The organism is Roseixanthobacter pseudopolyaromaticivorans, from assembly GCF_043195145.2.
Classification (GTDB): Bacteria; Pseudomonadota; Alphaproteobacteria; order Rhizobiales; family Xanthobacteraceae; genus NCEH01.
In genome coordinates this window covers 2,669,497-2,689,806 of record NZ_CM195539.1, presented here as the reverse complement: position 1 = coordinate 2,689,806, position 20,310 = coordinate 2,669,497, and the positions used below count along the sequence as shown (strand labels likewise).

The window sequence follows — 20,310 nt, the reverse complement described above, 5'->3', positions numbered from 1 at the left end:
CGATGCCAGCGCGAGGGTGGCCGCGAGCGTTGCGAGAGGCCAGAGGCGGCGAAGCGCCGCGAGAGGCTGGAACATGGATATCTCCCGAAAACCGAGGGTGGCTCGAAGCCGAGGTCGAGGCCGGACGTTGAAAAACCACTGCTTATGAAGCGGCTTAAATAAAAATAACAAAATCTATTGATTTAATTTAATTTCACCTGAATGATCCGTACCATTGATGCGGGAGTGGAGGCGGCCAGGGGGCGGCCTCCGGCTTCGACCCAGCGGCAGGAGAAATTCGATGTCCTTTCACCCCTCGCGACGCACCGTGGCGCGCTTTGCCGGCCTCGCCTTCGCGGCCGGCCTCGTCGCGGCATTCGCGGCGCCGGCCAGCGCCCAGGAAAAGGTGGTGCGCATCGGCTATCAGAAGTACGGCACGCTGATCCTGCTGAAGAACAAGGGGCTGCTGGAAGAGAAGCTGAAGCCGCTCGGCTATTCCGTGCGGTGGAGCGAATTCCCCGCCGGTCCCCAGCTGCTGGAGGCGCTGAACGCAGGCGCCATCGATTTCGGCAATACCGGCGAAGCGCCGCCGATCTTCGCCCAGGCCGCCGGCGCGCCGCTGGTCTATGTGGGCTACGAGCCGGCCGCGCCCCAGGGCGAGGCGATCCTGGTGCCCAAGGACAGCCCGCTCAAGACCGTCGCCGACTTGAAGGGCAAGAACATCGCCCTGAACAAGGGCTCGAACGTCCACTATCTGCTGGTGAAGGCGCTGGAGAAGGCCGGCATCGCTTATGGCGATGTGAAGACCTCCTTCCTCACACCCGCCGATGCCCGCGCCGCCTTCGAGCGCGGCGCGGTGGACGCCTGGGCGATCTGGGATCCGTTCCAGGCCGCCGCGGAAAAGACCATCGAGGCGCGCCAGCTCACGGACGGCACCGGCATCGTCTCCAATTATCAATTTTATTTCAGCACCCAGGCGTTCGTGGAGCGCGCGCCGCAGGTGGTTGACGCGGTGCTCGCCGGGGTCGCCGAGATCGGCGCCTGGACCAAGGCCAATCCGAAGGCAGCGGCCGCCGAATTCTCGCCTTTGGTCGGCATTCCCGCGCCGATCTTGGAAGTCGCGCTCGCCCGCCAGCAATATGACGTGAAGCCGCTCAATCCCAAGGTGACGGCGGAACAGCAGCAGGTGGCGGATGCCTTCTTCAAGCTCGGCCTGATCCCGAAGGAAGTGAAGATTTCCGACCTCGTGCGGACGCCGAAATCATGAGCGGACCGGCGGCGTCCGAAACCCCCTGTGGGCTCTCGGCCGGCGCGGTGCCGGCCGGGGGCGGGGTCGGGGGGCCACGAACCGGGCAGGCAACGCATGCGCCCACGCGGCTGCGCGATGGAGCCATCGCAGCGGGCAAGCGCCTGCTGCCCTGGGCCCTGCCGATCTCGGTCCTGGTGGTCTGGCAACTGGGCTCATCGCTCGGCCTGCTCTCCACGCGCGTGCTGCCGGCGCCGAGCGACGTGGCGCTGGCCTTCTGGCGCACGTTGAAGGACGGCAGTCTCATCACCAACATCGCTGTGAGCACGCGGCGCGCGCTGCTGGGCCTTGCCGTCGGCGGCGGCATCGGCTTTGCGCTCGGCGTGCTTAACGCCGTGTGGCGGCCGGCGGAGACCGCGCTCGACTCCACGCTCCAGATGCTGCGCAACGTGCCGCATCTGGCGATCATCCCGCTCGTCATCCTGTGGTTCGGCATCGAGGAGGAGGCGAAGCTCTTCCTGGTCGCCATCGGCGTCGCCTTCCCGATCTATCTCAATACGTTCTACGGCATCCGCAATGTGGATCGCGGGCTCATCGAGATGGCGCGGGTGTACGGGCTATCCCCCGGCGCGCTGTTCGCGCGCATCATCCTGCCGGGGGCGCTGCCGTCCATTCTGGTGGGTCTGCGCTACGCGCTCGGCATCATGTGGCTGACGCTGATCGTCGCCGAGACCATCTCCTCCACGTCCGGCATCGGCTACATGACTATGAACGCGCGCGAGTTCCTGCAGACCGACGTGGTGGTGGTGGGCGTGCTCGCCTATGCGCTGCTGGGCAAGCTGGCGGATTCCCTCACACGCGCCATCGAGCATCGCGCGCTCGCCTGGCATCCGGCCTATCAATCCGAGACGGCGGGGGTGGTGAAATGAGCCTCTCGGAGGAATACAGCGTCCTTGGGCGCCCGGTGCAGGCTGTCCGCCCGTCCCACCCGGTGAAGGGCCAGCGGGTGGTGCTGGAGGGTGTCGAGAAAGCCTTCGACGGGCGGCCCGTGCTGCGGCGGCTCGATCTCGACATCCCCGCCGGCCAGTTCCTGGCGGTGGTCGGCCGCTCCGGCGGCGGCAAGACCACCTTGATGCGCCTTATCGCCGGGCTGGACCAGCCCACCGCCGGTACGGTTCGCGTGGGTGGCGAGCCGGTGGCGGGGCTGATGCCGCAGGTGCGCCTGCTGTTCCAGGACGCCCGCCTCGTGCCCTGGCAGCGGGTGATCGCCAATGTGGGCATCGCGCGCGGTCCCGAATGGCGGCAGACCGCCCATGCCGCGCTACGCGACGTGGGCCTCGGGGATCGAGGAAAGGACTGGCCCGCTGTCCTCTCTGGCGGGCAGAAGCAGCGGGTGTCGCTGGCGCGCGCCTTGGTGAGCCGGCCGGCGGTTCTGCTGCTGGACGAACCCTTCGGCGCACTCGACGCGTTGACGCGGGTGGAGATGCACCGTCTCGCCGAGCGGATCTGGAAAGATCGGGGTTTCACCGTGGTGCTGATCACCCACGACGTGGCCGAGGCCGTCGCGCTGGCCGATCGCGTGGTGGTGCTGCGGCAAGGCGAAATCGCGCTCGACGTGGACGTGGACCTGCCGCGTCCCCGGCCCCAGATCGGCACACCGGCGGCTACCGCGCTTCAGGCCCGCATCCTCGCGGCCGTCTAGCGGGCCGCTCCCCCAAAAAGCCACCGCCGCGCATCCCGCGACGGTGGCCTTCGTTTTTGCGCCTCAGAAGAAGCTCTTGCCCGGCAGCGGCGTCGCGTTGACCAGGAGGTCGCCGATGGCGCGGGCCTTGTAGGTGCAAGGATTGTGCGAGGCGATGGTGCGCGCGTTGCGCCAATGGCGGTCCAGATTATGCCGACGCTCGGTGGCCGAGGCGCCGCCCACGTCGAACAGCAGTCCGCAGCTGCGCAACGCCAGTTCGTCCACCACGACCTTGGCCTGGGCCGCGGCGAGCGCGGCTTCCGCCGCCAGGGCCGCGTCGGGCGCGCGGGTCTCGCGCGCGACGCCTGTGCGGTCGAGGGCGTCGGCGGCCTCCAGCACGGCTGCCTCGGCGGCATAGGCAAAGGCGGAGATCTGGCCGATGGTCTGCTGCAGGATGGGGGTCGTCGGAGGGTTTGGCGACCGGTGCGTAATAGAAGTTCCGGGAGCGGCCGCGCACCAGTTTCACGGCGTCGTTCGCGATATTCCGTATGATGCCCGCTACCACGGATGTCAAAAACAGCTGCGCCTGGGTGTTGGAATAGGGCAGGCCATAGCCGCGACCCGGCGCATCGAAGATCAGCTCGATGCCTTCGCGTCTCACCGGCAGGATGACGGACGCGAGATCGCCGTTCTCGCCGGCGCGCAGCAGGACATAATCGCGGGTGGCGCCCTGCGAAGGGCCGGTCGATCAGATCGCGGCCGCTGGCGCGGTTTCTTCGCCCGTCACCGTCGCCCGGGCATGGCCGAGATCGGCAAACAGGCGGCGTTTGGCGGCCTCGAATTCATCGCTGAGGCGGTCGCGCGGGCGGGGCAGATCCACCTCAACGATGCTGGCGATCCGACCGGGACGTGGGCGCATCACGACGATCCGGTCGGCCAGGACCAGCGCTTCTTCGATATCATGGGTGACGAGCACGAGGGTCGGGCGCGTGTCGGCCCACAGGTCCAGCATGTGGTCCTGGAGATCGATGCGGGTGAAGGCGTCGAGGGCGGAAAAGGGCTCGTCCAGCAGCAGCACGCGGGGATGCGCCACCAGCGCGCGGCTGATGGCGACCCGCTGCGCCTGCCCGCCGGACAATTCGCGCGGCCAGCGCCCCGCATGGTCGCAAAGCCCGACCCGCGCGAGCGCTTCCGCAACCCGGGCATCGCGGATCGCGCGGGGCAGGTGTTCGAGACCGAAGCCCACATTCTGCGCCACCGTCAGCCAGGACAGGAGGCGCGGCTCCTGGAACACCAACCCGACCAGGGGATGGGGCGCGGTGATTACCGCGCCGTTCACTCGCACCCGTCCCTCGGACGGGTGGTCCAGCCCGGCGATCATGCGCAGCAGGGTGCTCTTGCCGCAGCCGGAGCCGCCGACCACGGCGACGATCTCGCCTTCCTCCACGCTCAGCGAGAAATGGGAGAGGGCGCGGGTGCCCGTGGCGTAGGTCTTGGTGACATGCTCGATCTCCAGCATGGATCAGGCGCGCTCCACGGTGTCCTGCCAGCGCAGCAGCGGCGCGGTCAGGATGACAAGCAGCCAGTCGGTGATCTTGCCGAGCACGGCGAACACCGCGATGGCGGCGATGATCTGGGCCGGCTTGCCCAGTTGCTGGCCATCCACTAGCAGGTAGCCGAGCCCTTCGGAGGCGCCCATGAATTCGGCGGCCACGACGAACATCCAGCCGAGGCCCAGCCCCGCGCGCAAGGCAATGACATAATGCGGCAGCACCGCTGGCAGCAGGATACGGCGCACCAGCGCCAATCCTGAGAGGCGGAAGACGCGCCCCACCTCCACCACCTTGCGATCCACCGCGACGATGGCGCCCAAGGTGCCAAGATAGACCGGGAACGCGACGCCCACCGCGATCAGAGCGACCTTCGAGGCTTCGAAGATCCCGAGCCACAGGATGAACAACGGCACCCAGGCGATGGACGGGATGGCGCGCAGCCCCTGAAGCGTGGGATCGATGAGGGCGCGCGCCAGCGCCGAGGCGCCCGCGAGCGCGCCGAGCGCCGTTCCCGCCACCACCCCGATGGTGAAGCCGGCCGCAATGCGGGCCAGGGTCGCCTCGACATGGGGCAGCAGGTCCCCGCTCTGCGCCAGCTGGGTCAGGGTCTGGAGGATACGGCTCGGAGGCGGCATGAGCCGCCCCTGCGCGAGGCCGAAATAGACTGCACCTTCCCAGGCCAGCGCCGCACCGAGCGGCAACGCGATGCCGAGCAGAAAGCGCCAGCGGTGCCAGGCCGGCGCGGCAGACGCGGGGCGGGAGGACGCGGGCTGTGAGGACGAGGCGCTTGCCTCGCCCTCACGGTCGGCGATGGCGCCGGCTTGCGACAGGCTCACGCTGTCACCGCGCGGCGGTGAGGAACTGCGCATCCACCAGCGCGTCCACCAGCGCCGGCACGTTCACGTCGGCGGCAACCACGCCGGCCTTCTGGAGTGCCAGCCCGGCCGCGAGAATGCTGGCCTTCTGCTCGGCGCCGATGGGGCCGTAGGACAGATCCGTGCGCTCCAACTGGCGCGCGATCACTGGCTCGGGCAGCTTGGTGGCGCTCACCAGCAGGGCGGCCAGCTCCTTGGGATTTTCCAGCGCCCACTTGCGGCCCTTCTCATAGGCGGCGAGCACGCGCTTGACGATCGCGGGGTTCTTGGCGGCAAAGTCCTCGCGCACGTTCAGCACGCCCCAGGTGTTGTATTCCGGCTTGCGGAAGAAGATCACCGCGCCGTCGTCGATCTCCGCGGAGGCGAAGATGGGGTCGAGCCCCGCCCAGGCGTCCACGTCGCCGCGCTGGAGCGCGAGGCGCCCGTCGGCGTGCTGGAGCAGCACCAGGGTGACGTCCTTCTCGGTCAGGCCATTGTCGGCGAGCGCGCGCACCAGGAAGATGTGCGGATCGGTGCCGCGCGTGGCCGCGACGCGCTTGCCCTTGAGGTCGGCGACGCTCTTGATGGCGGAATTCGGCCGGGTGAGCAGCGCGGTCCATTCTGGCCGCGAATAGACATAGATGGATTTGACCGGATTGCCGTTGATCCGCGCGATCAGCGCGGCGGCGCCGGCGGTGGAGCCGAAATCCAGCGAGCCGGCATTGAGGAATTCCAGCGCTTTGTTGGAGCCGGCCGACTGGACCCAGCGCACGCTGATTCCGTCGTTCGCCAGCTCGTCCTCCAGGATCTTCTTCTCCTTCAGCGCCAGCGACACGGGATTGTAGGTCGCCCAGTCGACGCGGATTTCCTTCACATCCTGCGCGGAGGCACTGGGAACGGCGCCGCCCAGCAGCGCGATCCCAAGGCCAGCCGCACCCAGGAGAACCGCACGACGCAAACGATCAAATCCCAGCATGACTGTGCTCCACAAATGAAATCTGTGAAAAATTCTATTTAGTTTATTAAATCTGTCAATTTAATTAATTAATCTGTGAAAAGGGTATGAGCCTCCCGGCGCGGTGCAGGGAGAGGCGCGCGGAAGCGAAAGCATGTGCAGGGTGGAGAACGGATATGGTGGGAAGTGGGGCGGCGGCGCCGGTTCAGCCGGTAGCGGCCGCCGAGGGGTGGGATTCTTCCAGCAGGATGCAGTTGCGACCCGCCATCTTCGCCCGATAGAGCGCCTTGTCGGCGCGCCCGTAGATGTCGCTCGCGCTCTCGCCGGTTATGGCGGCGGCAAGGCCCGCGGAGAAGGTGTAGGCGAAGTCCGGCCGCTCCGGCAGCGGACGGGACATCTGGATGGTGGCGAGCATCTGCTCCACCAGCAGCCGGGCTTGGTTGATCGAGGTGTCCGGGAAAACCAGCACGAATTCCTCACCGCCGATGCGCCCGAAGCAATCGCGCCGCCGCACCTGCCCCTGGATCCGCCGGGCGAAATCCCGAAGAATCAGGTCGCCTGCCTGGTGGCCGTAGTGGTCGTTGATATATTTGAAATTATCGAGGTCCAACACGGCGACGCAGCCCGGGGCTCCCGCCTCCCCGCCGTTGCCCAGCAGCATGTCGTCGATGCGGGCGAGCACGTAGCGGCGGTTCGCCACGCCGGTGAGATCGTCGGTATGGGCGGCCTTGATGGCGATGTCGCGGTCTTGTCGTACACTGCGCTCTTCCGCCCGCAACGAGGTGATATCGCTGGCGATGCAGAGCATCCAGCCGTTGCTCTGCACCGTCTCGGTCATCCACAGCCAGCGCCCGTCGCTGAGGTCGGTCTCGAACGCGCGGAAGCCGGTCTTGCCGCGTCGCGACTGTGTCGAGATGAGCCAGGCCTCGAAATCGGCGGTGCGGATCACCGTGCCGCGCTCGGCATGGAAATTCCGCCGCATCAGCTCGCCCCAGAAGGGCTCCTCGCCAGGCTGAAGAAAAAATGCGGAGCGGAATGCGGCATTGGCATAGCGCAGCCGGTCGAACATGTCATACGCGGCCACTAGGACCGGCGTATGTTCATAAAGCTGGGCAAGCGTTTCGCTCGTATCTTGCATCGCCGCCAGTGTAGCCGAGTGCGCTGCCACAAACGAGCGCGATCGCAGGCTCAGGCCTTGGCGATTCCGCGCATGGAGGCTGGGGCACCGGGAGGCATGGCCTTCCGCAGCGACACATTTTGCGTGGTTTCCGTGGGAGGTGGATCGTGCTGATCCTGCGGCCCGGCCGCCGGCTCAACGGGTCTCGGGCGTAGCGCCGGCGCGGCCGGCGAGCCAGGAGAGCAGGGGATTGTCGTGCTTGGGCTGCGTGCCGGGCAGGCTCGCGACGACGATGATCCGCGTGACTTCGCCGCGCTTATACGCCTCAAGGAACTTCGGATAATCGTTGAACGAGATGCAGCCGTTGGAATCGCCGCGCGGCCCCATCATGTAGCTGTGGGTCAGGAAGCCGTCGCGGCCATACATGGGCTCCTTGCCCACCGGGCGCATGCGCAGCGCCTCGACCCCATGGAACAGGGATTCACGCATGGTCAGCTCATAGGTGTTCGGCGGGGTGGGGCCGACCATCTTCTTCGAGACGTGGCGCACATCGTCGAAGGTGTCGCCATAGCCGGAATGCGCCTCCAGCTTTTCGCCGCTCGGCATGTACACCGTCTTGCCGGCGATATCGTAGACCGCGAAACGGTCGGTCGGGCCGGGCAGGATGGACTGGGCGGCCGGCGGCACCACCTGGGGTGCGAGCTTGGGCGCGGGCTCCTCGCCGAACGGCTTGTCCGAGGGCGGGAGATACGCGAGCTGCGTGCCGCCGATCTGGTTGGCGATCTGGCGGCTCAGCGGGTTACGCGTCGGCAGTGGCGCGGTGCTCGGCAGGCCGAGATCGGGCGCAGCGGAGAGCTGCGTCTGCGAAGGCAGGCCGGGCGACAGCAGCGGCTTGACCGGCGGCAACGGCACGGAGCGGGAGGCTTCCAGCGGCGCGGCCGCGGGCAGCGCAGAGGCGACAACGGTCCTCCAGGGGACGAACGAACCTTGCGCGGTACGCACGCCGCCGTCGAACATCCAGCTCGGCGCCAGGATGATCGCTCCGGCGGAGCGAAAATTCTCGATGTCGGTCACGTCCTTGCCGGCGTCGTCCAGGGCCGGGGCCGGCTGGACCGGGGCGGCGAAGACCTGGACCGGCGGGGGCAGGGGCGCCGGTGGCACGTCGATACGGTGGCTGGAGCCGCCCGCCAGCATGCGCCATTCGGCATCGGAGGTGACGATGAGCGTGGCGGCGGCCAATGCGCCGATGCCGATGCCGAACGCGCCGAAGACGACCAGCGGAAGCCGGGCCTTGGATGAGACAGGGCTATCGATGTAGCCGGTGTCGTCATAGGGCGTGTAGGTCATGGTCCTCACTGCGCGAACGGATTTCGATCCCGATCCTAAACGTGGCGGATGGTGCCACGCTGTGCGAATCAGATGTCTGCGCCCGCGCCAAACGGCCCGTGGGCTTTTCAATCAAACCTTGGCTTGCCAGGGCGGAACCGATGGTCTGTCCGTCCTGCCGATACCCCCACAGCTACCATCGCTTGGTAACCATTTTATTGATCTTGCCGCTTCAAGCAAATCAGGATGGCGCAAATATGTACCGCGCACACCCCGATCCGTGCAAACGCGACGCCGTCGCACCCCGAAAAGTCCAATGAAACAAGCCGCTTTCGGGTTTTTATGGCTGGCGCAACCGCCGCGCCGAACCCTGCCGCCAGAGCGCAGAGAAATCCCAAGTGGTATTTCGATGCCATGAATGAGTCCGCCAAGCCGCTGCCGATCCTCGTCGGACGCCCCGGAAGTTTCTGTTGGAGGCAGCGGCGGGCGGGGTCATCATCGCCCCCATGATCGACCTGAGAAACATCGAGACCTTCTTCTGGGCGGCGGCGCTCGGCAGCCTGCGGGCGGCCTCGGAGAAGCTCGGCACCACCCAGCCCGCGATCTCCCAGCGCATCGCCTCGCTGGAGCTGGCGCTGGGCGTGCGGCTGTTCGAACGCGAGGCGCGCGGCGTCAAGCTCACCGCCAAGGGCCACGAACTGCTCTCCCACGCCGAGCGGATGATGCAGGTGCGCCACGACATGCTGCAAGCGGCGCGCGACCAGACCACCATGAGCGGCACCCTGCGGATCGGCGTCGCGGAAACCATTGTCCAGACGTGGCTGCCGCGCCTGATCGAACAGGTGCATTCCGCTTATCCCTCGTTGGTGCTGGAGATCGAGGTGGACAGCACGCACGTGCTGCAATCCCACCTCATGGCGCGGCAGATCGACGTTGCTTTCCTTATGGGGCCGGTGCTGGAGGCGCGAGTGGAGAATCTGCCCCTGTGCACCTATCCGTTGGCCTGGGTGGTGAAGCCGGGGGTGGATCTTGGGCCGGGACCGGTGACGCTGGATCGGGTCGCCACGCTGCCGATCATCACCTATCCCTCCAACAGCTCGCCCTATCGCATGGTGCGCGACATGCTGATGCGCTGGGGCATATCAACCCCGCGCATGTATGGCTGCGCCTCCCTCTCCATGGTGGTCAGGATGGTGCTGGACGGGATCGGCACGGCGGTCATCACCCCCGTTTTCCTGGGCAAGGAGCTGGAGCGGGGCGAATTGCAGCTGCTGGAGGTGGTGTGCGATCCGCTGCCCGATCTCAGCTTTACCGCGAGCTGGATCGACGGGCCGGAAAGCTATCCCTCACGTGTCATCGCGCGGCTCGCACAGACCGTGGCCGGCGGCGCGCCGGCGCTGGAATTAGAGACATAAGCCGCGCTTATACGTCGCTTCCAAACATACAATTGGACAGTCGCCGCCCCCATGTCCTGCAATGAGCTTCAGAACGACGGCGTCAACGCTGCGGCAGAGGGATATCGGCAATGGCTTACGAGCGTGCGCTTGGCGTGCGATGGGCGTCCTGTGTGGATGTCCCCTTCGCTTCGGTCGGCTGAGGGCCGGCGATGCCGTCCTCTTTTCCCATCGACGACGCGGCGTTCCTCGCAGCGCGGCGCGCGGCGCTGTTGGATTTCGCCGGCGCGCGCGGATGTGCCGGCATCGCGGTGTTCGGCCATGGCAGCGCGCTCGGCACGGGTACGAAATCCCATGGTGCGCTGCGGTTCCTGAGCGGCTGGGACGGACATGAAAGCACCTCGCTTCTGCTGATCTTGCCCGGTGGATCTCATCTGCTGGTGGCGAGCCCCTTCATGGTCCCACTCGCGCGTGACCTGCGCCCGGATCTTGTGGTGCATGATGTGCGACCGGACGCCTGGACCGCCGCGCTGGGCGCGCTGCTGCCGGCGGGCGCATTGCTCGGCCAGGTCGGCTTCGACGAAATGCCCGCGCGCCTCCATCGCAATCTTGGCGATTTCGCAGCCGGACCGGCGCTCGATGCGGACGTGGCGCGGCTTCGGCTGGTGAAGGATGCCGCCCAGCAGCATCTGCACCGCGCTGCCGCTGCATTGTGCGACGAGTTGTTCGCCTCCCTGGGTGCCGAGCTTTCCGCCCGCCTGCCGGCCTGGCAGATCCAGCTGAACCTGGAGATGCGCGCGCGGCGCGCGGGCGCCGATTATTGCCGCACCTGGCTCACCATCCGCCCCCAGGCAGATTATTGCCGCTATTGGCGCGAGGAAGCGCTCGCGGTTCCGCAGGCCGGGGACCAGGTGCTGCTCGGTGTTGCGCTGACCGTGGATGGACATTGGGGCCACGGCATCCGCATGGGCAGCATCGGCCCGCAAAACGCGGCCCATGCGGAACTTGCGGGGCATGTGGACGCGATGCTCGAGGCGGGCCTTGCTGTGTTGCGCCCCGGCCTCCCGCTGGCCGGGGTTGAGGCCGCCATGGAGGCGGAACTGGCCCGGCGTGGCGTGATGGCTGCTGACCCCCGTTTGCGCCGGTTCAGAAACGGCCACGGACTTGGCTGCTCCTATGAGGACCCTTTGCTGACCGACGCCTTCCGGCAGCATTTCGACCCGACCGCCGCGCCGGTCGACGCACCCGATCTCACCTTGTCGCCCGGCATGCTGTTTGAGCTGCACCCCAATCTGTTCGTCGCCGGCCTCGGTGGGGCCGCGCTGGGCGAAATGGTGCTGCTCGCTCCGCACGGCCCCGAAGTGTTGCTGCGCTTTCCGCGCGGCTGCGTGCAATGGAGCTGAAGCGACACGCCGTATCCCTCAATAAAAGCAAGATCAGAACTCAGACCAGCCAGAGGATCCAACATGAAACACCTGACCTTAGCCGCCGCCGCCTTGTTCGCCGCGACCCTTTCAGCGGGCGCTCAGGAATTGCCCAAGACCAATTTGAAGGTCGTTGGCGGCCTGAGCAATCTCACCGCTTATCAGGATTATGAAAAGCCGTTCTGGACCAAGACGATCCCTGAGAAGTCCCACGGCCAGGTGACGGCCGAGATCAAGGGCTTCAACGAAATGGGCCTGAAGGGTCCCGAGTTGCTGCGCCTGATGTCCCAGGGCGTGGTGGAATTCGGCACCGCCACCTTGTCCTATTTCGCCTCGGACAATCCGATCAACGAAGCCATCGACCTCGCAGGCCTCGCCCCCGACGTGCAGACCGCCCGCAAGGTGACCGATGCGTTCCAGCCAGTGCTCGCGAAACTCTATGGCGACGGCTCCAATGTGCGGCTGCTCGGCATCTCCACCTATCCGGCGCAGGTTCTGTTTTGCAATGCCGAGATCAAGAGCCTCGCGGACCTGAAGGGCAAGAAGGTGCGCACCTCCTCGCGTACCCAGGCCGAGTTCGTGGAAGCCTTCGGCGGCTCCAGCGTGACCATGGCGTTCGGCGAAGTGGTGCCGGCTCTCCAGAACAAGGTGGTGGATTGCGCCATCACCGGCTCACTCTCGGGCTATTCGGCCAAATGGTATGAAGTCTCCACCCACCTCGTCGCGCTGCCGATCAACTGGAACCAGCAGATCCATGCGGTGAACGAGAAGGCCTGGCAGAAGCTGGACCCGAAGGTGCAGGCCTTCCTGCAGACCAACATCAAGGGCCTGGTCAACGACATTTGGACCGCCGCCGCCCAGCAGACCCAGCAGGGTTATGATTGCAACACCGGCGCCGCCGCCTGCCCGTTCGATGTGAAGGGCAAGATGGTGCTCGTGACCCCGAGCGACGCCGACAAGGCGCTGCTGCGCAAGGTGCTGGAAGAGCAGATCCTGCCCAAGTGGGCGGCCCGCTGCTCGGCCGATTGCGTCGCCAGCTTCAATGCCACCATCGGCAAGGAACTCGGTCTCGCCGTCAACAAGTGACGGTGCGGGCGCGGGAGGGTGGCCGTTCTCCGCCTTCCCGCGCCGCAGCCGCGGAGCCAGACAAATGACCTTGCAACCCACCCTTCCGGCGCTCGCCAAGGTGCTGCGCCATGCCGAAGCCCTCTCGCGAGGTGCGGTGTGGTTCGGCGGCGCCCTCACCATCGCCAGCGTGCTGCTGATTTCCTTTGACGTGCTGTGCCGCAAGTTCATCGGCTGGACCACCGGCGGGGCCGACGAGCTTTCCAGCTACGCCTTCGCCATCAGCACGTCCTGGTCGCTCGCCTTCGCAACGCTCCAGCGCGCCAATGTGCGCGTCGACGTGCTCTACCAATACATGCCGGTCCGCGTCGCGGCCGTGCTCGACTGGCTGTCCCTGGTGGCGCTCGGCACCTTCATGGGCGTGCTGACCTATTACGCCTACGACGTGGTGGGCACCTCCATCGCCCAGGGCTCGCACGCCAACACGCCGCTCGCCACGCCCTTGTTCATTCCCCAGGGCCTCTGGTTCCTCGGGCTGCTCTTCATGTGCGTGATCCTCGCCATGATGCTGCTGCGCGCCTCGGTGGCGCTTGTTACCGGCGACATCGCGACGGTGAAATCCATCGCCGGCGTGCGCTCCACCCAGGAGGAAGCTGAGGAAGAGGCCGCCGCCGGTGTGCGCATGGTGAAGGGAGAGGTGGCATGATCGCGACCACTATCGTCCTTCTGCTGGTCCTGATCGGCCTGTCCATTCCCGTCGGCGCCGCCCTCGGCGTGCTCGGGCTCATTCTCGACCCGCTCTATTCCATGCTGCCGCTCTCGCGCGCCATGGGCGAGCTGGCCTGGAGCACCAACAACGAATTTCTCCTGGTCGCCATTCCGCTGTTTATCCTGCTGGGCGAAGTGCTGCTGCGGGCGGGTTTCGCGGAGCGCATGTACAGCGCCATGAGCCTCTGGCTCTCCTGGCTGCCGGGCGGGCTGATGCACGCCAATATCGGCGCCTCGGCGCTGTTCGCGGCGACGTCCGGATCCAGCGTCGCCACGGCGGCGACGGTGGGCACGGTGTCGATCCCGCAGATCAAGCGCTATGGCTATAACGAACCGCTGTTCCTCGGCTCGCTCGCGGCGGGCGGAACGCTAGGCATCTTGATCCCGCCCTCCATCAACCTCGTCATCTATGGCGTGCTCACCAACGCCTCGGTGCCGAAGCTCTATCTCGCCGGCATCATCCCCGGTCTGCTGCTGGCGGGCCTGTTCATGCTCACCATCATCATCGCCTGCATCGTCAAGCCCCAATGGGGCGGACACAAGATCCGGGCGACCTGGGGCGAGCGGATGCGTAGCCTGGTGCATCTCGCGCCGCCGCTCGGCATCTTCCTGTTGGTGGTCGGCTCGATCTATGCGGGGTTGGCGACGCCCACGGAGGCGGCGGCCCTCGGCGTGCTCGGCGCGCTGATCCTCGCCGCCTGGTTCCGTCGCCTCACGCTCACCATGCTGCGCGAGGCGGTGGAAGGCACCATGAAGGCGACGGCGATGATCATGCTGATCATCATCGCGGCCAGCTTCCTCAACTTCGTCATGTCGGCGACCGGCATCACCGACGCCATCACGAATTCCATCTCCGGGCTCGGGATTTCCGCGACGGCGATGCTGATCGTGATCGTGATTTTCTATCTGATCCTCGGCTGCTTCATGGAGACGCTCTCCATGATGATCACCACCATCCCGATCGTGGCGCCGATCATGTTCCAGCTCGGCTACGACCCGATCTGGCTCGGCATCCTGATCATCATCCTGGTGGAAGCGGCGCTCATCACCCCGCCCGTGGGCCTCAACCTGTTCGTGGTGCAGAGCCTGCGCAAGAGCGGGTCGATGGGGGGCGTGATCGTCGGTTCCATGCCGTTCGTCTTGGCCATGGCGGTGCTGCTGGTGCTGATCTCCATCTTTCCGGGCCTCGCCCTTTATCTGCCGCGCGTCTTCTCCTGAGGCGCGGCTTTCCCCTGGTCCTTCTTCGCAGGTTGTCATGGAACTGAATTTCAACGTCGATGCCGAAGGCGCCGCGCGGGCGCTCAAGGTCAATCTCACCGATCTCGTCGTCGCCGGCTGGGCCGGGCGCGACATGGCCGCCATCGAGCACCATATCGAGGAGCTGTACGCCATCGGCGTGCCGCGCCCGAGCGCCGTGCCGCTCTATTATCGCGCTTCCGAGAACCTCATGACCCAGGCCGACCGGATCCAGGTGCTGGGCGCGGAAACCTCGGGCGAGGTGGAAACCTTCGTGTTCTCCGCCGAGGGCGAGATGTATGTCAGCCTGTCCTCGGACCATACCGACCGCAAGCTGGAGACGCAGAGCGTCGCGCTGTCCAAGCAGATCTGTGCCAAGCCCATCGCCCGCACTGCCTGGCGCTTCGCGGACGTCGCCGGCCATTGGGACGAGATGATCATCCGCGCCTTCATCGAGGAAGGCGGCGCGCGCGTGCTCTATCAGGAAGGCCCGCTCTCCGCGCTGCGTCCACCGCTGGAACTGATCGAAGGCTTCACCGGCGGCGCCGCGGCCCTGCCGGCGGGCGTCGGCATGATCTGCGGCACGGTGGGCGCCATCGGCGGCATTCGCCCGGCGCCGGCTTTCACCATGGAGTTGTTCGACCCGGTGATGGGCCGCACGATCCGCCACAGCTACACCATCGACATCCTGCCGGAAGTGGCCTGACCATGCAGCGCCCCCTCACCGATCTGCGCGCTGACCTCGACACTGGCCGCACCAGCGCCGCCACCCTCGTGGAGGCGGCCCTCGATCGCGCGCGAGATCCAGCCGGCGAGGGGGCGCGGGTGTTCACACGCCTGTATGAGGAATGGGCGCCGGAGCTGGCGCGCGCCTCCGACGCGGTGCGCAAGGCGGGGGTTCCCCGCTCCCCCGTCGAGGGGCTGCCGATCTCCATCAAGGACCTGTTCGATGTGGCCGGCGAAACCACGCGCGCCGGGTCGGTGGCGCTCGATGATGCGCCGCCCGCCGCCGTCCATTCCCCGGTGGTGGCGCGCCTGCTCGCCGCCGGCGCGGTGCTGACCGGGCGCACCAACATGACCGAGTTCGCCTTTTCCGGCCTCGGCCTCAATCCCCATTACGGCACGCCGCTGAACCCCTATGACCGGGCCACCGGGCGCATTCCTGGCGGCTCCTCCTCGGGCGCGGCGGTTTCGGTGAGCGACGGCATGGCGGCCGCCGCCATCGGCACCGACACCGGCGGCTCGGTGCGCATTCCCGCCGCCCTGTGCGGCCTTTCCGGCTTCAAGCCCACGCCGCGGCGGGTGCCGCGCGCCGGCGTGCTGCCGCTGTCCACCAGCCTGGATTCCATCGGGCCCATCGCGCCGACCGTGACCTGTTGCGCGATCCTCGATTCCGTTCTCTCAGGTAGCGGAGCGGACGTGCCGGCCCCGGCCGCGCTTGAGGGATTGCGGCTCGCGGTTCCGACCACCATCGCCCTCGACGGCATGGACGGCGCAGTTTCCGCCGCCTTTTCCCAGACGCTCTCGATCCTTTCGGCGGCCGGCGCGCAGGTGCGCGAGATCGCGGTTCCTGAATTCGCGCGGCTCCCCGCCATCAATGCCAAGGGCGGCCTGATCGCCGCCGAGGCTTGGCATTGGCATCGCGCGCTGATCGACCGCGCCGGGCCGCGCTATGACCCGCGCGTTCTGGTGCGGCTGATGCGCGGGCGGGACATGTCGGCTGCCGATTATATCGACGTGCTTGAGGCCCGCGCCGCATGGATCGCGTCCCTCGAAACGCGCCTCGCGCCGTTCGATGCCCTGATCCTGCCGACCGTGCCGCTCATCGCCCCGGCGCTCGCCACGCTGGAGGCGGACGATGCCGCCTATGGGGCCACGAATATCCTGATGCTGCGCAACCCCACCTTTATCAACTTCCTTGACGGCTGCGCGCTCTCGATCCCCTGCCACTGGCCCGGAACGGCCCCGGTCGGGCTCATGATCGCCGGGGCGGCGGGCCGCGACCGCGCGATCCTGGCCATCGGGCGGGCGGCGGAGGCGGCGCTCGACGCCGCCCTGCGCCGCTGAGCTATATGGAGGCGCCTATGTCCCCCGTCCTTCCCGCGCTGCCCTACGAGGCTCGTCTCGCCGCCCGTTCCGGCGTGCTGAGCGGCCCCACGGCCAATGTCGCGCCCGGCTTCGTCCAGGCCAATCTCGCCATTCTGCCGCGTGCGCTGGCCTATGATTTCCTGCTGTTCTGCCAGCGCAATCCCAAGCCTTGCCCGCTGGTGGGGGTTTCGGAAGTGGGAGACCCATTTCTTCCCGTGCTCGGCCGCGATCTCGACATCCGCACCGACATTCCGCGTTACCGGGTGTGGCGCGCGGGCGAGCTTATCTCTGAACCCACCCACATCACCGACCTGTGGCGGGACGATCTGGTGGCCTTCCTGATCGGCTGCTCGTTCTCGTTCGAGGAGGCCATGCTCGCGGCCGGACTGCCGGTGCGCCATATCGAGCAGGGCAGCAATGTGCCCATGTACCGAACCTCCATCGCGACCAAGGCAGCGGGGCGGTTCAGCGGACCCCTCGTGGTTTCCATGCGCCCGCTCTCGCCGGCCGATGCCATTCGCGCGGTGCAGGTGACCTCGCGCTTCCCTTCCGTGCACGGCGCGCCGGTACATATCGGCGATCCGGCAGCCATCGGCATTACCGATATCGGCGCCCCGGATTATGGTGATCCGGTCGAGATCCGGCCCGGCGAAGTGCCGGTGTTTTGGGCGTGTGGCGTCACCCCGCAGGCGGTGATCGCCAGCGTGCGGCCGGAGTTCTGCATCACCCACGCGCCCGGCCATATGCTGGTGTGCGACATCGCGAACGGTGCGCTGGCCTCCATGTGAGGTGGATGCGCCAAGCGTGCCGTCAGGGCGATGACCGCTTCGGCGTGCCCACACAGGCAGGGTCGATGGCCTGCGTCGCGATCTGCCGGAAGCGCGGCCAGGGGCACAGACCGTCTGCACCGGAGCCGCATGAGGGAAGCGGCAGCAGCGCCACCGCCGGCGGAGCGGCGTCTGAAAGCACGGCGTCGGCGTGCATCTGCGCGAGGGTCTGGGCGAAATAGACGAGGCGAACCATCGTCTCGCCGTCCGCGCCGCGCCACAGCTCGAAGGCGAACGCCCCGCCCGGCGGCACCTGCTCGGGCTGGTAGCTCTCCAGCTGCCAGGTCAGATCGAGCATTCCGGCGACATTCAAGATCAGGTCGTCATGGGTGGCGAACACGTGCAGCGCCGGGCCGTCTCCGGCCGTCGCCTCGAGGGCGTCCAGCACCAGGGAAAGCACCGGTGATCCCTTCTTCACCGCTTGGTATTTCGGCATGTGTGCGGCGCGGTCGTAGAAGGCATGGATGGCGTTGACGAAGGTCAGCGCCGCCGGCAGCGGACGGCCGGCCGCCGCTTCCAGCCCGCCCCATGCCACCCGATCGGACGGGTGGCCGGCGGCGTACTGCATGAGGAATTGTTCCGACGGCGCGGTGGCGAGCGCGATCGGCCCCGGCGTCTCGGCGGAGACGGGTATGCTTGCGAGCGAGCACGGGGCGGCGGCGCCGTGGGCCGCGCAGCCGGCATCCGAGAAGGGGCCGAGCGCGGCATCCATCGCCGCAAGGGGCGCGCGCAATTCACCCGCCGCCACAGCAGCCCAGGAGCCGCCGGCCATCGCCTGCGCGGCACGGGCCGCCAGAGCGGGATCGAAGCCGCAGGCCGGCCCCTTGTAGACATCGGCGGCGATCGACCAGCCGGGGATCGCGCAGCCGGGGAACATGGCGTCCATCAGCGCGCCTGCCGTTACGATGGTGCGCTCGGAAGTGTCGGCGGTGAAGGCCACGGCGTGACGCGGCGGGCAGGCGGTGCCGGCAAGCAGGCCGAGCGCCGCATAATGGGTGCGATAGAAGCGGCCGAGCCGGGCGACACGCCCATAGCCTTCCGGCAGCAGGTGCCCAGCCACGACATCCACCGGCCAGGGGCGGCTCGCGAGCGCGTCGAAGCATTCACCCGAACTTAGGGTGGTGTCGCAGCGGGTGGCCTTGGTGGGGCCGCGCAGGCCGTGGCGACTCAGCAGCACCACGCCCTGAAGGCGCGCGCCCGCCGGTGCGAAAAGCCCCGCTTGTGCCTCTGCCCGCGCGCGGCCCGCGTCGGTCAGCGCCAGGGCGCAGACGACCGGAAAGATCAGGAGAATGGCACGCAGGACGAAAAGACACGGCACGTCGCACCCCGGCAGATTCGCGCATTCCGATGCATTTTGGCAGGTGTCCCACATGGCTCGCGGTGGATCACGCGGATTCGGCGGGGACCGGGACGTCTGCGAACTGTATCGACCTGTAACACCGCGCCGGCAGGGCACAGTCTGCGACACTTTCGGGGCTTCCTGGCAAAGTTCTGCGATGGGGGCGGGCGAAGGTGTGTGCGTCGGAGCGTGTCTCCGTACCCCAACCCGTCCGGCGCACCGTCCTGACGACGGCATGTGCCGTCCAGGCCTGCCGCCGCGATTCGCACTGCCGACCCGCCCCTCAGAAGGAGCATCGATGCTTCCCGTCCGGCCATTCCTTTTGCGCGCGTTTATGCCGCTCCTTGCACTCGTCTCCAACATCGCTCTGAGCGCCCCGGCACGCGCCCAAGACGCCAGCGCAAACCCTCCCGCCGCCGTGCCCGAGGGCGAGCAGGTCTTCCGCACCCGCTGCGCGTCCTGCCACAGTCTCGAGCCTGGCCAGAACCGCATTGGCCCGAACCTTGCCGGCGTCTATGGCCGGGCTGCGGGCAAGGTGGAGGGGGCACGCTACTCGCCCGGCATGCGCAGCGCCGCCGTCACCTGGGACGAGGCGAGCCTCGACGCCTATCTGAATGCGCCCCGCGATGTGGTTCCCGGCTCCACCATGACCTTCACCCTTCGCGATGCGGCGCAGCGCCAGGCGGTGATCGCCTATCTGCGGGCGCAGCAGGCTGCCAAGCCGCAATGATCCCGGCTGTTTGCGGGCATCGCCGCCGGCCGATATGAAATTGTATCAATTCTTATGCGTCGGCGGTTCTGCGACAGCTTGCGACAAACCCGCCCCTGCCGGGCAAGGTTCTGCGACAGCTGCCGCCTAAGCTCCCGGCACTGAATTTCGAACATGGCGCGTCGTTCGCCGCCAGCCTCATGCACGGCACGACCACACCTGCGGCTCGATACCCAGGCGCGCCCGCAGTCCTAAGTCCTCAGGAGATCAAAATGGCTCGATTGACCATCAACGGCCAGATTCGGGACGTCGAAGTCGATCCCGATACCCCACTGCTGTGGGTGATCCGCGAACAGGTGGGCCTCACCGGCACCAAGTTCGGCTGCGGCATCGCCCAGTGCGGCGCCTGCACCGTGCATATCGACGGTGTCGCCACGCGCTCCTGCGCGCTGCCGGTGAGCGCGGTCGGCGATGACCAGAAGATCGTCACCATCGAAGGGCTCTCGCCCGATGGCAGCCATCCCGTGCAGAAGGCCTGGCTGGCACTGGACGTTCCCCAATGCGGCTATTGCCAGTCGGGCATGATCATGGCCTCGGCGGCGCTATTGCAGCAGAATCCGAAGCCGAACGACGACGATATCTCCGCCGAAATCACCAATATCTGCCGCTGCGGCACCTATCCCAAGGTGCGCGCGGCCATCCACATGGCCGCCGAGGGCGGCGCTACGAAGCAGGCCGGGTGAGGGAGG

20 protein-coding genes are annotated in these 20,310 nt (G+C 67.2%); 13 read left to right on the top strand and 7 right to left on the bottom strand.

What is annotated here, in order from left to right; genetic code table 11:
• The first annotated feature begins 280 nt into the window (after nt 1-280).
• Genes V5F68_RS12940 through V5F68_RS12930 form a run of 3 tightly spaced genes read left to right on the top strand, consistent with a single transcriptional unit; the run spans nt 281 to nt 2,927 of the window.
• Nucleotides 281-1,246, top strand: a complete 966-nt coding sequence (locus V5F68_RS12940) for a sulfonate ABC transporter substrate-binding protein (protein ID WP_394015112.1) — start codon at nt 281-283, stop codon at nt 1,244-1,246.
• Nucleotides 1,243-2,154 (top strand): aliphatic sulfonate ABC transporter permease SsuC, encoded by a 912-nt coding sequence (ssuC, locus tag V5F68_RS12935; RefSeq protein ID WP_394015111.1) that lies wholly within the window; start codon nt 1,243-1,245, stop codon nt 2,152-2,154. The genes V5F68_RS12940 and ssuC overlap by 4 nt, the downstream gene beginning before the upstream one ends.
• Nucleotides 2,151-2,927 (top strand): ATP-binding cassette domain-containing protein, encoded by a 777-nt coding sequence (locus V5F68_RS12930; protein ID WP_394015110.1) that lies wholly within the window; start codon nt 2,151-2,153, stop codon nt 2,925-2,927. The genes ssuC and V5F68_RS12930 overlap by 4 nt, the downstream gene beginning before the upstream one ends.
• 63 nt (nt 2,928-2,990) lie before the next feature.
• On the opposite strand, the gene V5F68_RS12925 is transcribed toward V5F68_RS12930, so the two are convergent.
• The 6 genes from V5F68_RS12925 to V5F68_RS12900 all read right to left on the bottom strand — a co-directional run bounded on the left by V5F68_RS12925 (nt 2,991) and on the right by V5F68_RS12900 (nt 8,732).
• A complete protein-coding gene (locus V5F68_RS12925) occupies nt 2,991-3,305 on the bottom strand; it encodes an acyl-CoA dehydrogenase family protein (RefSeq protein WP_394015109.1) in 315 nt (104 codons plus the stop codon).
• Nucleotides 3,306-3,654: 349 nt separating this feature from the next.
• Nucleotides 3,655-4,425, bottom strand: a complete 771-nt coding sequence (locus tag V5F68_RS12920) for an ABC transporter ATP-binding protein (RefSeq protein WP_394015108.1) — start codon at nt 4,423-4,425, stop codon at nt 3,655-3,657.
• 3 nt (nt 4,426-4,428) lie between these two features.
• Complete coding sequence (locus V5F68_RS12915) at nt 4,429-5,295, bottom strand: ABC transporter permease (RefSeq protein ID WP_394015107.1); 867 nt, start codon at nt 5,293-5,295, stop codon at nt 4,429-4,431.
• Between the two features lie 4 nt (nt 5,296-5,299).
• Entirely contained in the window at nt 5,300-6,289 is a 990-nt protein-coding gene (locus V5F68_RS12910; RefSeq protein WP_394015106.1) for an aliphatic sulfonate ABC transporter substrate-binding protein, read from the bottom strand.
• A 184-nt stretch (nt 6,290-6,473) separates the two neighbouring features.
• A complete protein-coding gene (locus V5F68_RS12905) occupies nt 6,474-7,406 on the bottom strand; it encodes a sensor domain-containing diguanylate cyclase (RefSeq protein ID WP_394015105.1) in 933 nt (310 codons plus the stop codon).
• 174 nt (nt 7,407-7,580) lie between these two features.
• On the bottom strand, nt 7,581-8,732 hold the full coding sequence (locus tag V5F68_RS12900; RefSeq protein ID WP_394015104.1) for a DUF2778 domain-containing protein: 1,152 nt from the start codon (nt 8,730-8,732) through the stop codon (nt 7,581-7,583).
• A gap of 449 nt (nt 8,733-9,181) precedes the next feature.
• Here V5F68_RS12900 and V5F68_RS12895 point away from each other — a divergent pair, with 449 nt between their 5' ends.
• The 8 genes from V5F68_RS12895 to V5F68_RS12860 all read left to right on the top strand — a co-directional run bounded on the left by V5F68_RS12895 (nt 9,182) and on the right by V5F68_RS12860 (nt 17,474).
• The gene (locus V5F68_RS12895; RefSeq protein WP_394015103.1) at nt 9,182-10,126 is read left to right on the top strand and encodes a LysR family transcriptional regulator; all 945 of its coding nucleotides are present in this window, start codon (nt 9,182-9,184) and stop codon (nt 10,124-10,126) included.
• A 191-nt stretch (nt 10,127-10,317) separates the two neighbouring features.
• Nucleotides 10,318-11,508 carry a M24 family metallopeptidase gene (locus tag V5F68_RS12890; protein ID WP_394015102.1) on the top strand — a complete coding sequence of 397 codons (1,191 nt, stop codon included), beginning with the start codon at nt 10,318-10,320 and terminating at the stop codon, nt 11,506-11,508.
• Between the two features lie 63 nt (nt 11,509-11,571).
• The gene (locus V5F68_RS12885) at nt 11,572-12,615 is read left to right on the top strand and encodes a TRAP transporter substrate-binding protein (RefSeq protein WP_394015101.1); all 1,044 of its coding nucleotides are present in this window, start codon (nt 11,572-11,574) and stop codon (nt 12,613-12,615) included.
• Between the two features lie 64 nt (nt 12,616-12,679).
• Nucleotides 12,680-13,300, top strand: a complete 621-nt coding sequence (locus V5F68_RS12880; protein ID WP_394015100.1) for a TRAP transporter small permease subunit — start codon at nt 12,680-12,682, stop codon at nt 13,298-13,300.
• On the top strand, nt 13,297-14,580 hold the full coding sequence (locus tag V5F68_RS12875; protein ID WP_394015099.1) for a TRAP transporter large permease: 1,284 nt from the start codon (nt 13,297-13,299) through the stop codon (nt 14,578-14,580). Before V5F68_RS12880 ends, V5F68_RS12875 begins: the two co-directional genes overlap by 4 nt.
• 37 nt (nt 14,581-14,617) lie before the next feature.
• On the top strand, nt 14,618-15,304 hold the full coding sequence (locus V5F68_RS12870; RefSeq protein ID WP_394015098.1) for a DUF2848 domain-containing protein: 687 nt from the start codon (nt 14,618-14,620) through the stop codon (nt 15,302-15,304).
• Between the two features lie 2 nt (nt 15,305-15,306).
• Nucleotides 15,307-16,665, top strand: a complete 1,359-nt coding sequence (locus tag V5F68_RS12865) for an amidase (protein WP_394015097.1) — start codon at nt 15,307-15,309, stop codon at nt 16,663-16,665.
• On the top strand, nt 16,662-17,474 hold the full coding sequence (locus V5F68_RS12860; RefSeq protein ID WP_394015180.1) for a putative hydro-lyase: 813 nt from the start codon (nt 16,662-16,664) through the stop codon (nt 17,472-17,474). Before V5F68_RS12865 ends, V5F68_RS12860 begins: the two co-directional genes overlap by 4 nt.
• Nucleotides 17,475-17,496: 22 nt before the next feature.
• Here the strand turns inward: V5F68_RS12860 and V5F68_RS12855 are convergent, their stop codons facing one another.
• Nucleotides 17,497-18,831, bottom strand: a complete 1,335-nt coding sequence (locus V5F68_RS12855; protein WP_394015096.1) for a histidine-type phosphatase — start codon at nt 18,829-18,831, stop codon at nt 17,497-17,499.
• A 355-nt stretch (nt 18,832-19,186) separates the two neighbouring features.
• Here V5F68_RS12855 and V5F68_RS12850 point away from each other — a divergent pair, with 355 nt between their 5' ends.
• Both V5F68_RS12850 and V5F68_RS12845 read left to right on the top strand, forming a co-directional pair.
• On the top strand, nt 19,187-19,582 hold the full coding sequence (locus tag V5F68_RS12850; RefSeq protein ID WP_394015095.1) for a c-type cytochrome: 396 nt from the start codon (nt 19,187-19,189) through the stop codon (nt 19,580-19,582).
• Between the two features lie 251 nt (nt 19,583-19,833).
• Nucleotides 19,834-20,304, top strand: a complete 471-nt coding sequence (locus V5F68_RS12845; RefSeq protein ID WP_348844728.1) for a (2Fe-2S)-binding protein — start codon at nt 19,834-19,836, stop codon at nt 20,302-20,304.
• Nucleotides 20,305-20,310 lie beyond the last annotated feature (6 nt).

Bases quoted from the DNA above. Each gene is read 5' to 3' on its own strand.
- V5F68_RS12910 (WP_394015106.1), bottom strand. From the start codon at position 6,289: ATGCTGGGATTTGATCGTTTGCGTCGTGCGGTTCTCCTGGGTGCGGCT.
- V5F68_RS12845 (WP_348844728.1), top strand. From the start codon at position 19,834: ATGGCTCGATTGACCATCAACGGCCAGATTCGGGACGTCGAAGTCGAT.
- V5F68_RS12900 (WP_394015104.1), bottom strand. From the start codon at position 8,732: ATGACCTACACGCCCTATGACGACACCGGCTACATCGATAGCCCTGTC.
- V5F68_RS12920 (WP_394015108.1), bottom strand. From the start codon at position 4,425: ATGCTGGAGATCGAGCATGTCACCAAGACCTACGCCACGGGCACCCGC.
- V5F68_RS12850 (WP_394015095.1), top strand. From the start codon at position 19,187: ATGCCGCTCCTTGCACTCGTCTCCAACATCGCTCTGAGCGCCCCGGCA.
- ssuC (WP_394015111.1), top strand. From the start codon at position 1,243: ATGAGCGGACCGGCGGCGTCCGAAACCCCCTGTGGGCTCTCGGCCGGC.
- V5F68_RS12880 (WP_394015100.1), top strand. From the start codon at position 12,680: ATGACCTTGCAACCCACCCTTCCGGCGCTCGCCAAGGTGCTGCGCCAT.
- V5F68_RS12930 (WP_394015110.1), top strand. From the start codon at position 2,151: ATGAGCCTCTCGGAGGAATACAGCGTCCTTGGGCGCCCGGTGCAGGCT.
- V5F68_RS12875 (WP_394015099.1), top strand. From the start codon at position 13,297: ATGATCGCGACCACTATCGTCCTTCTGCTGGTCCTGATCGGCCTGTCC.
- V5F68_RS12865 (WP_394015097.1), top strand. From the start codon at position 15,307: ATGCAGCGCCCCCTCACCGATCTGCGCGCTGACCTCGACACTGGCCGC.
- V5F68_RS12940 (WP_394015112.1), top strand. From the start codon at position 281: ATGTCCTTTCACCCCTCGCGACGCACCGTGGCGCGCTTTGCCGGCCTC.
- V5F68_RS12870 (WP_394015098.1), top strand. From the start codon at position 14,618: ATGGAACTGAATTTCAACGTCGATGCCGAAGGCGCCGCGCGGGCGCTC.
- V5F68_RS12885 (WP_394015101.1), top strand. From the start codon at position 11,572: ATGAAACACCTGACCTTAGCCGCCGCCGCCTTGTTCGCCGCGACCCTT.
- V5F68_RS12890 (WP_394015102.1), top strand. From the start codon at position 10,318: ATGCCGTCCTCTTTTCCCATCGACGACGCGGCGTTCCTCGCAGCGCGG.
- V5F68_RS12905 (WP_394015105.1), bottom strand. From the start codon at position 7,406: ATGCAAGATACGAGCGAAACGCTTGCCCAGCTTTATGAACATACGCCG.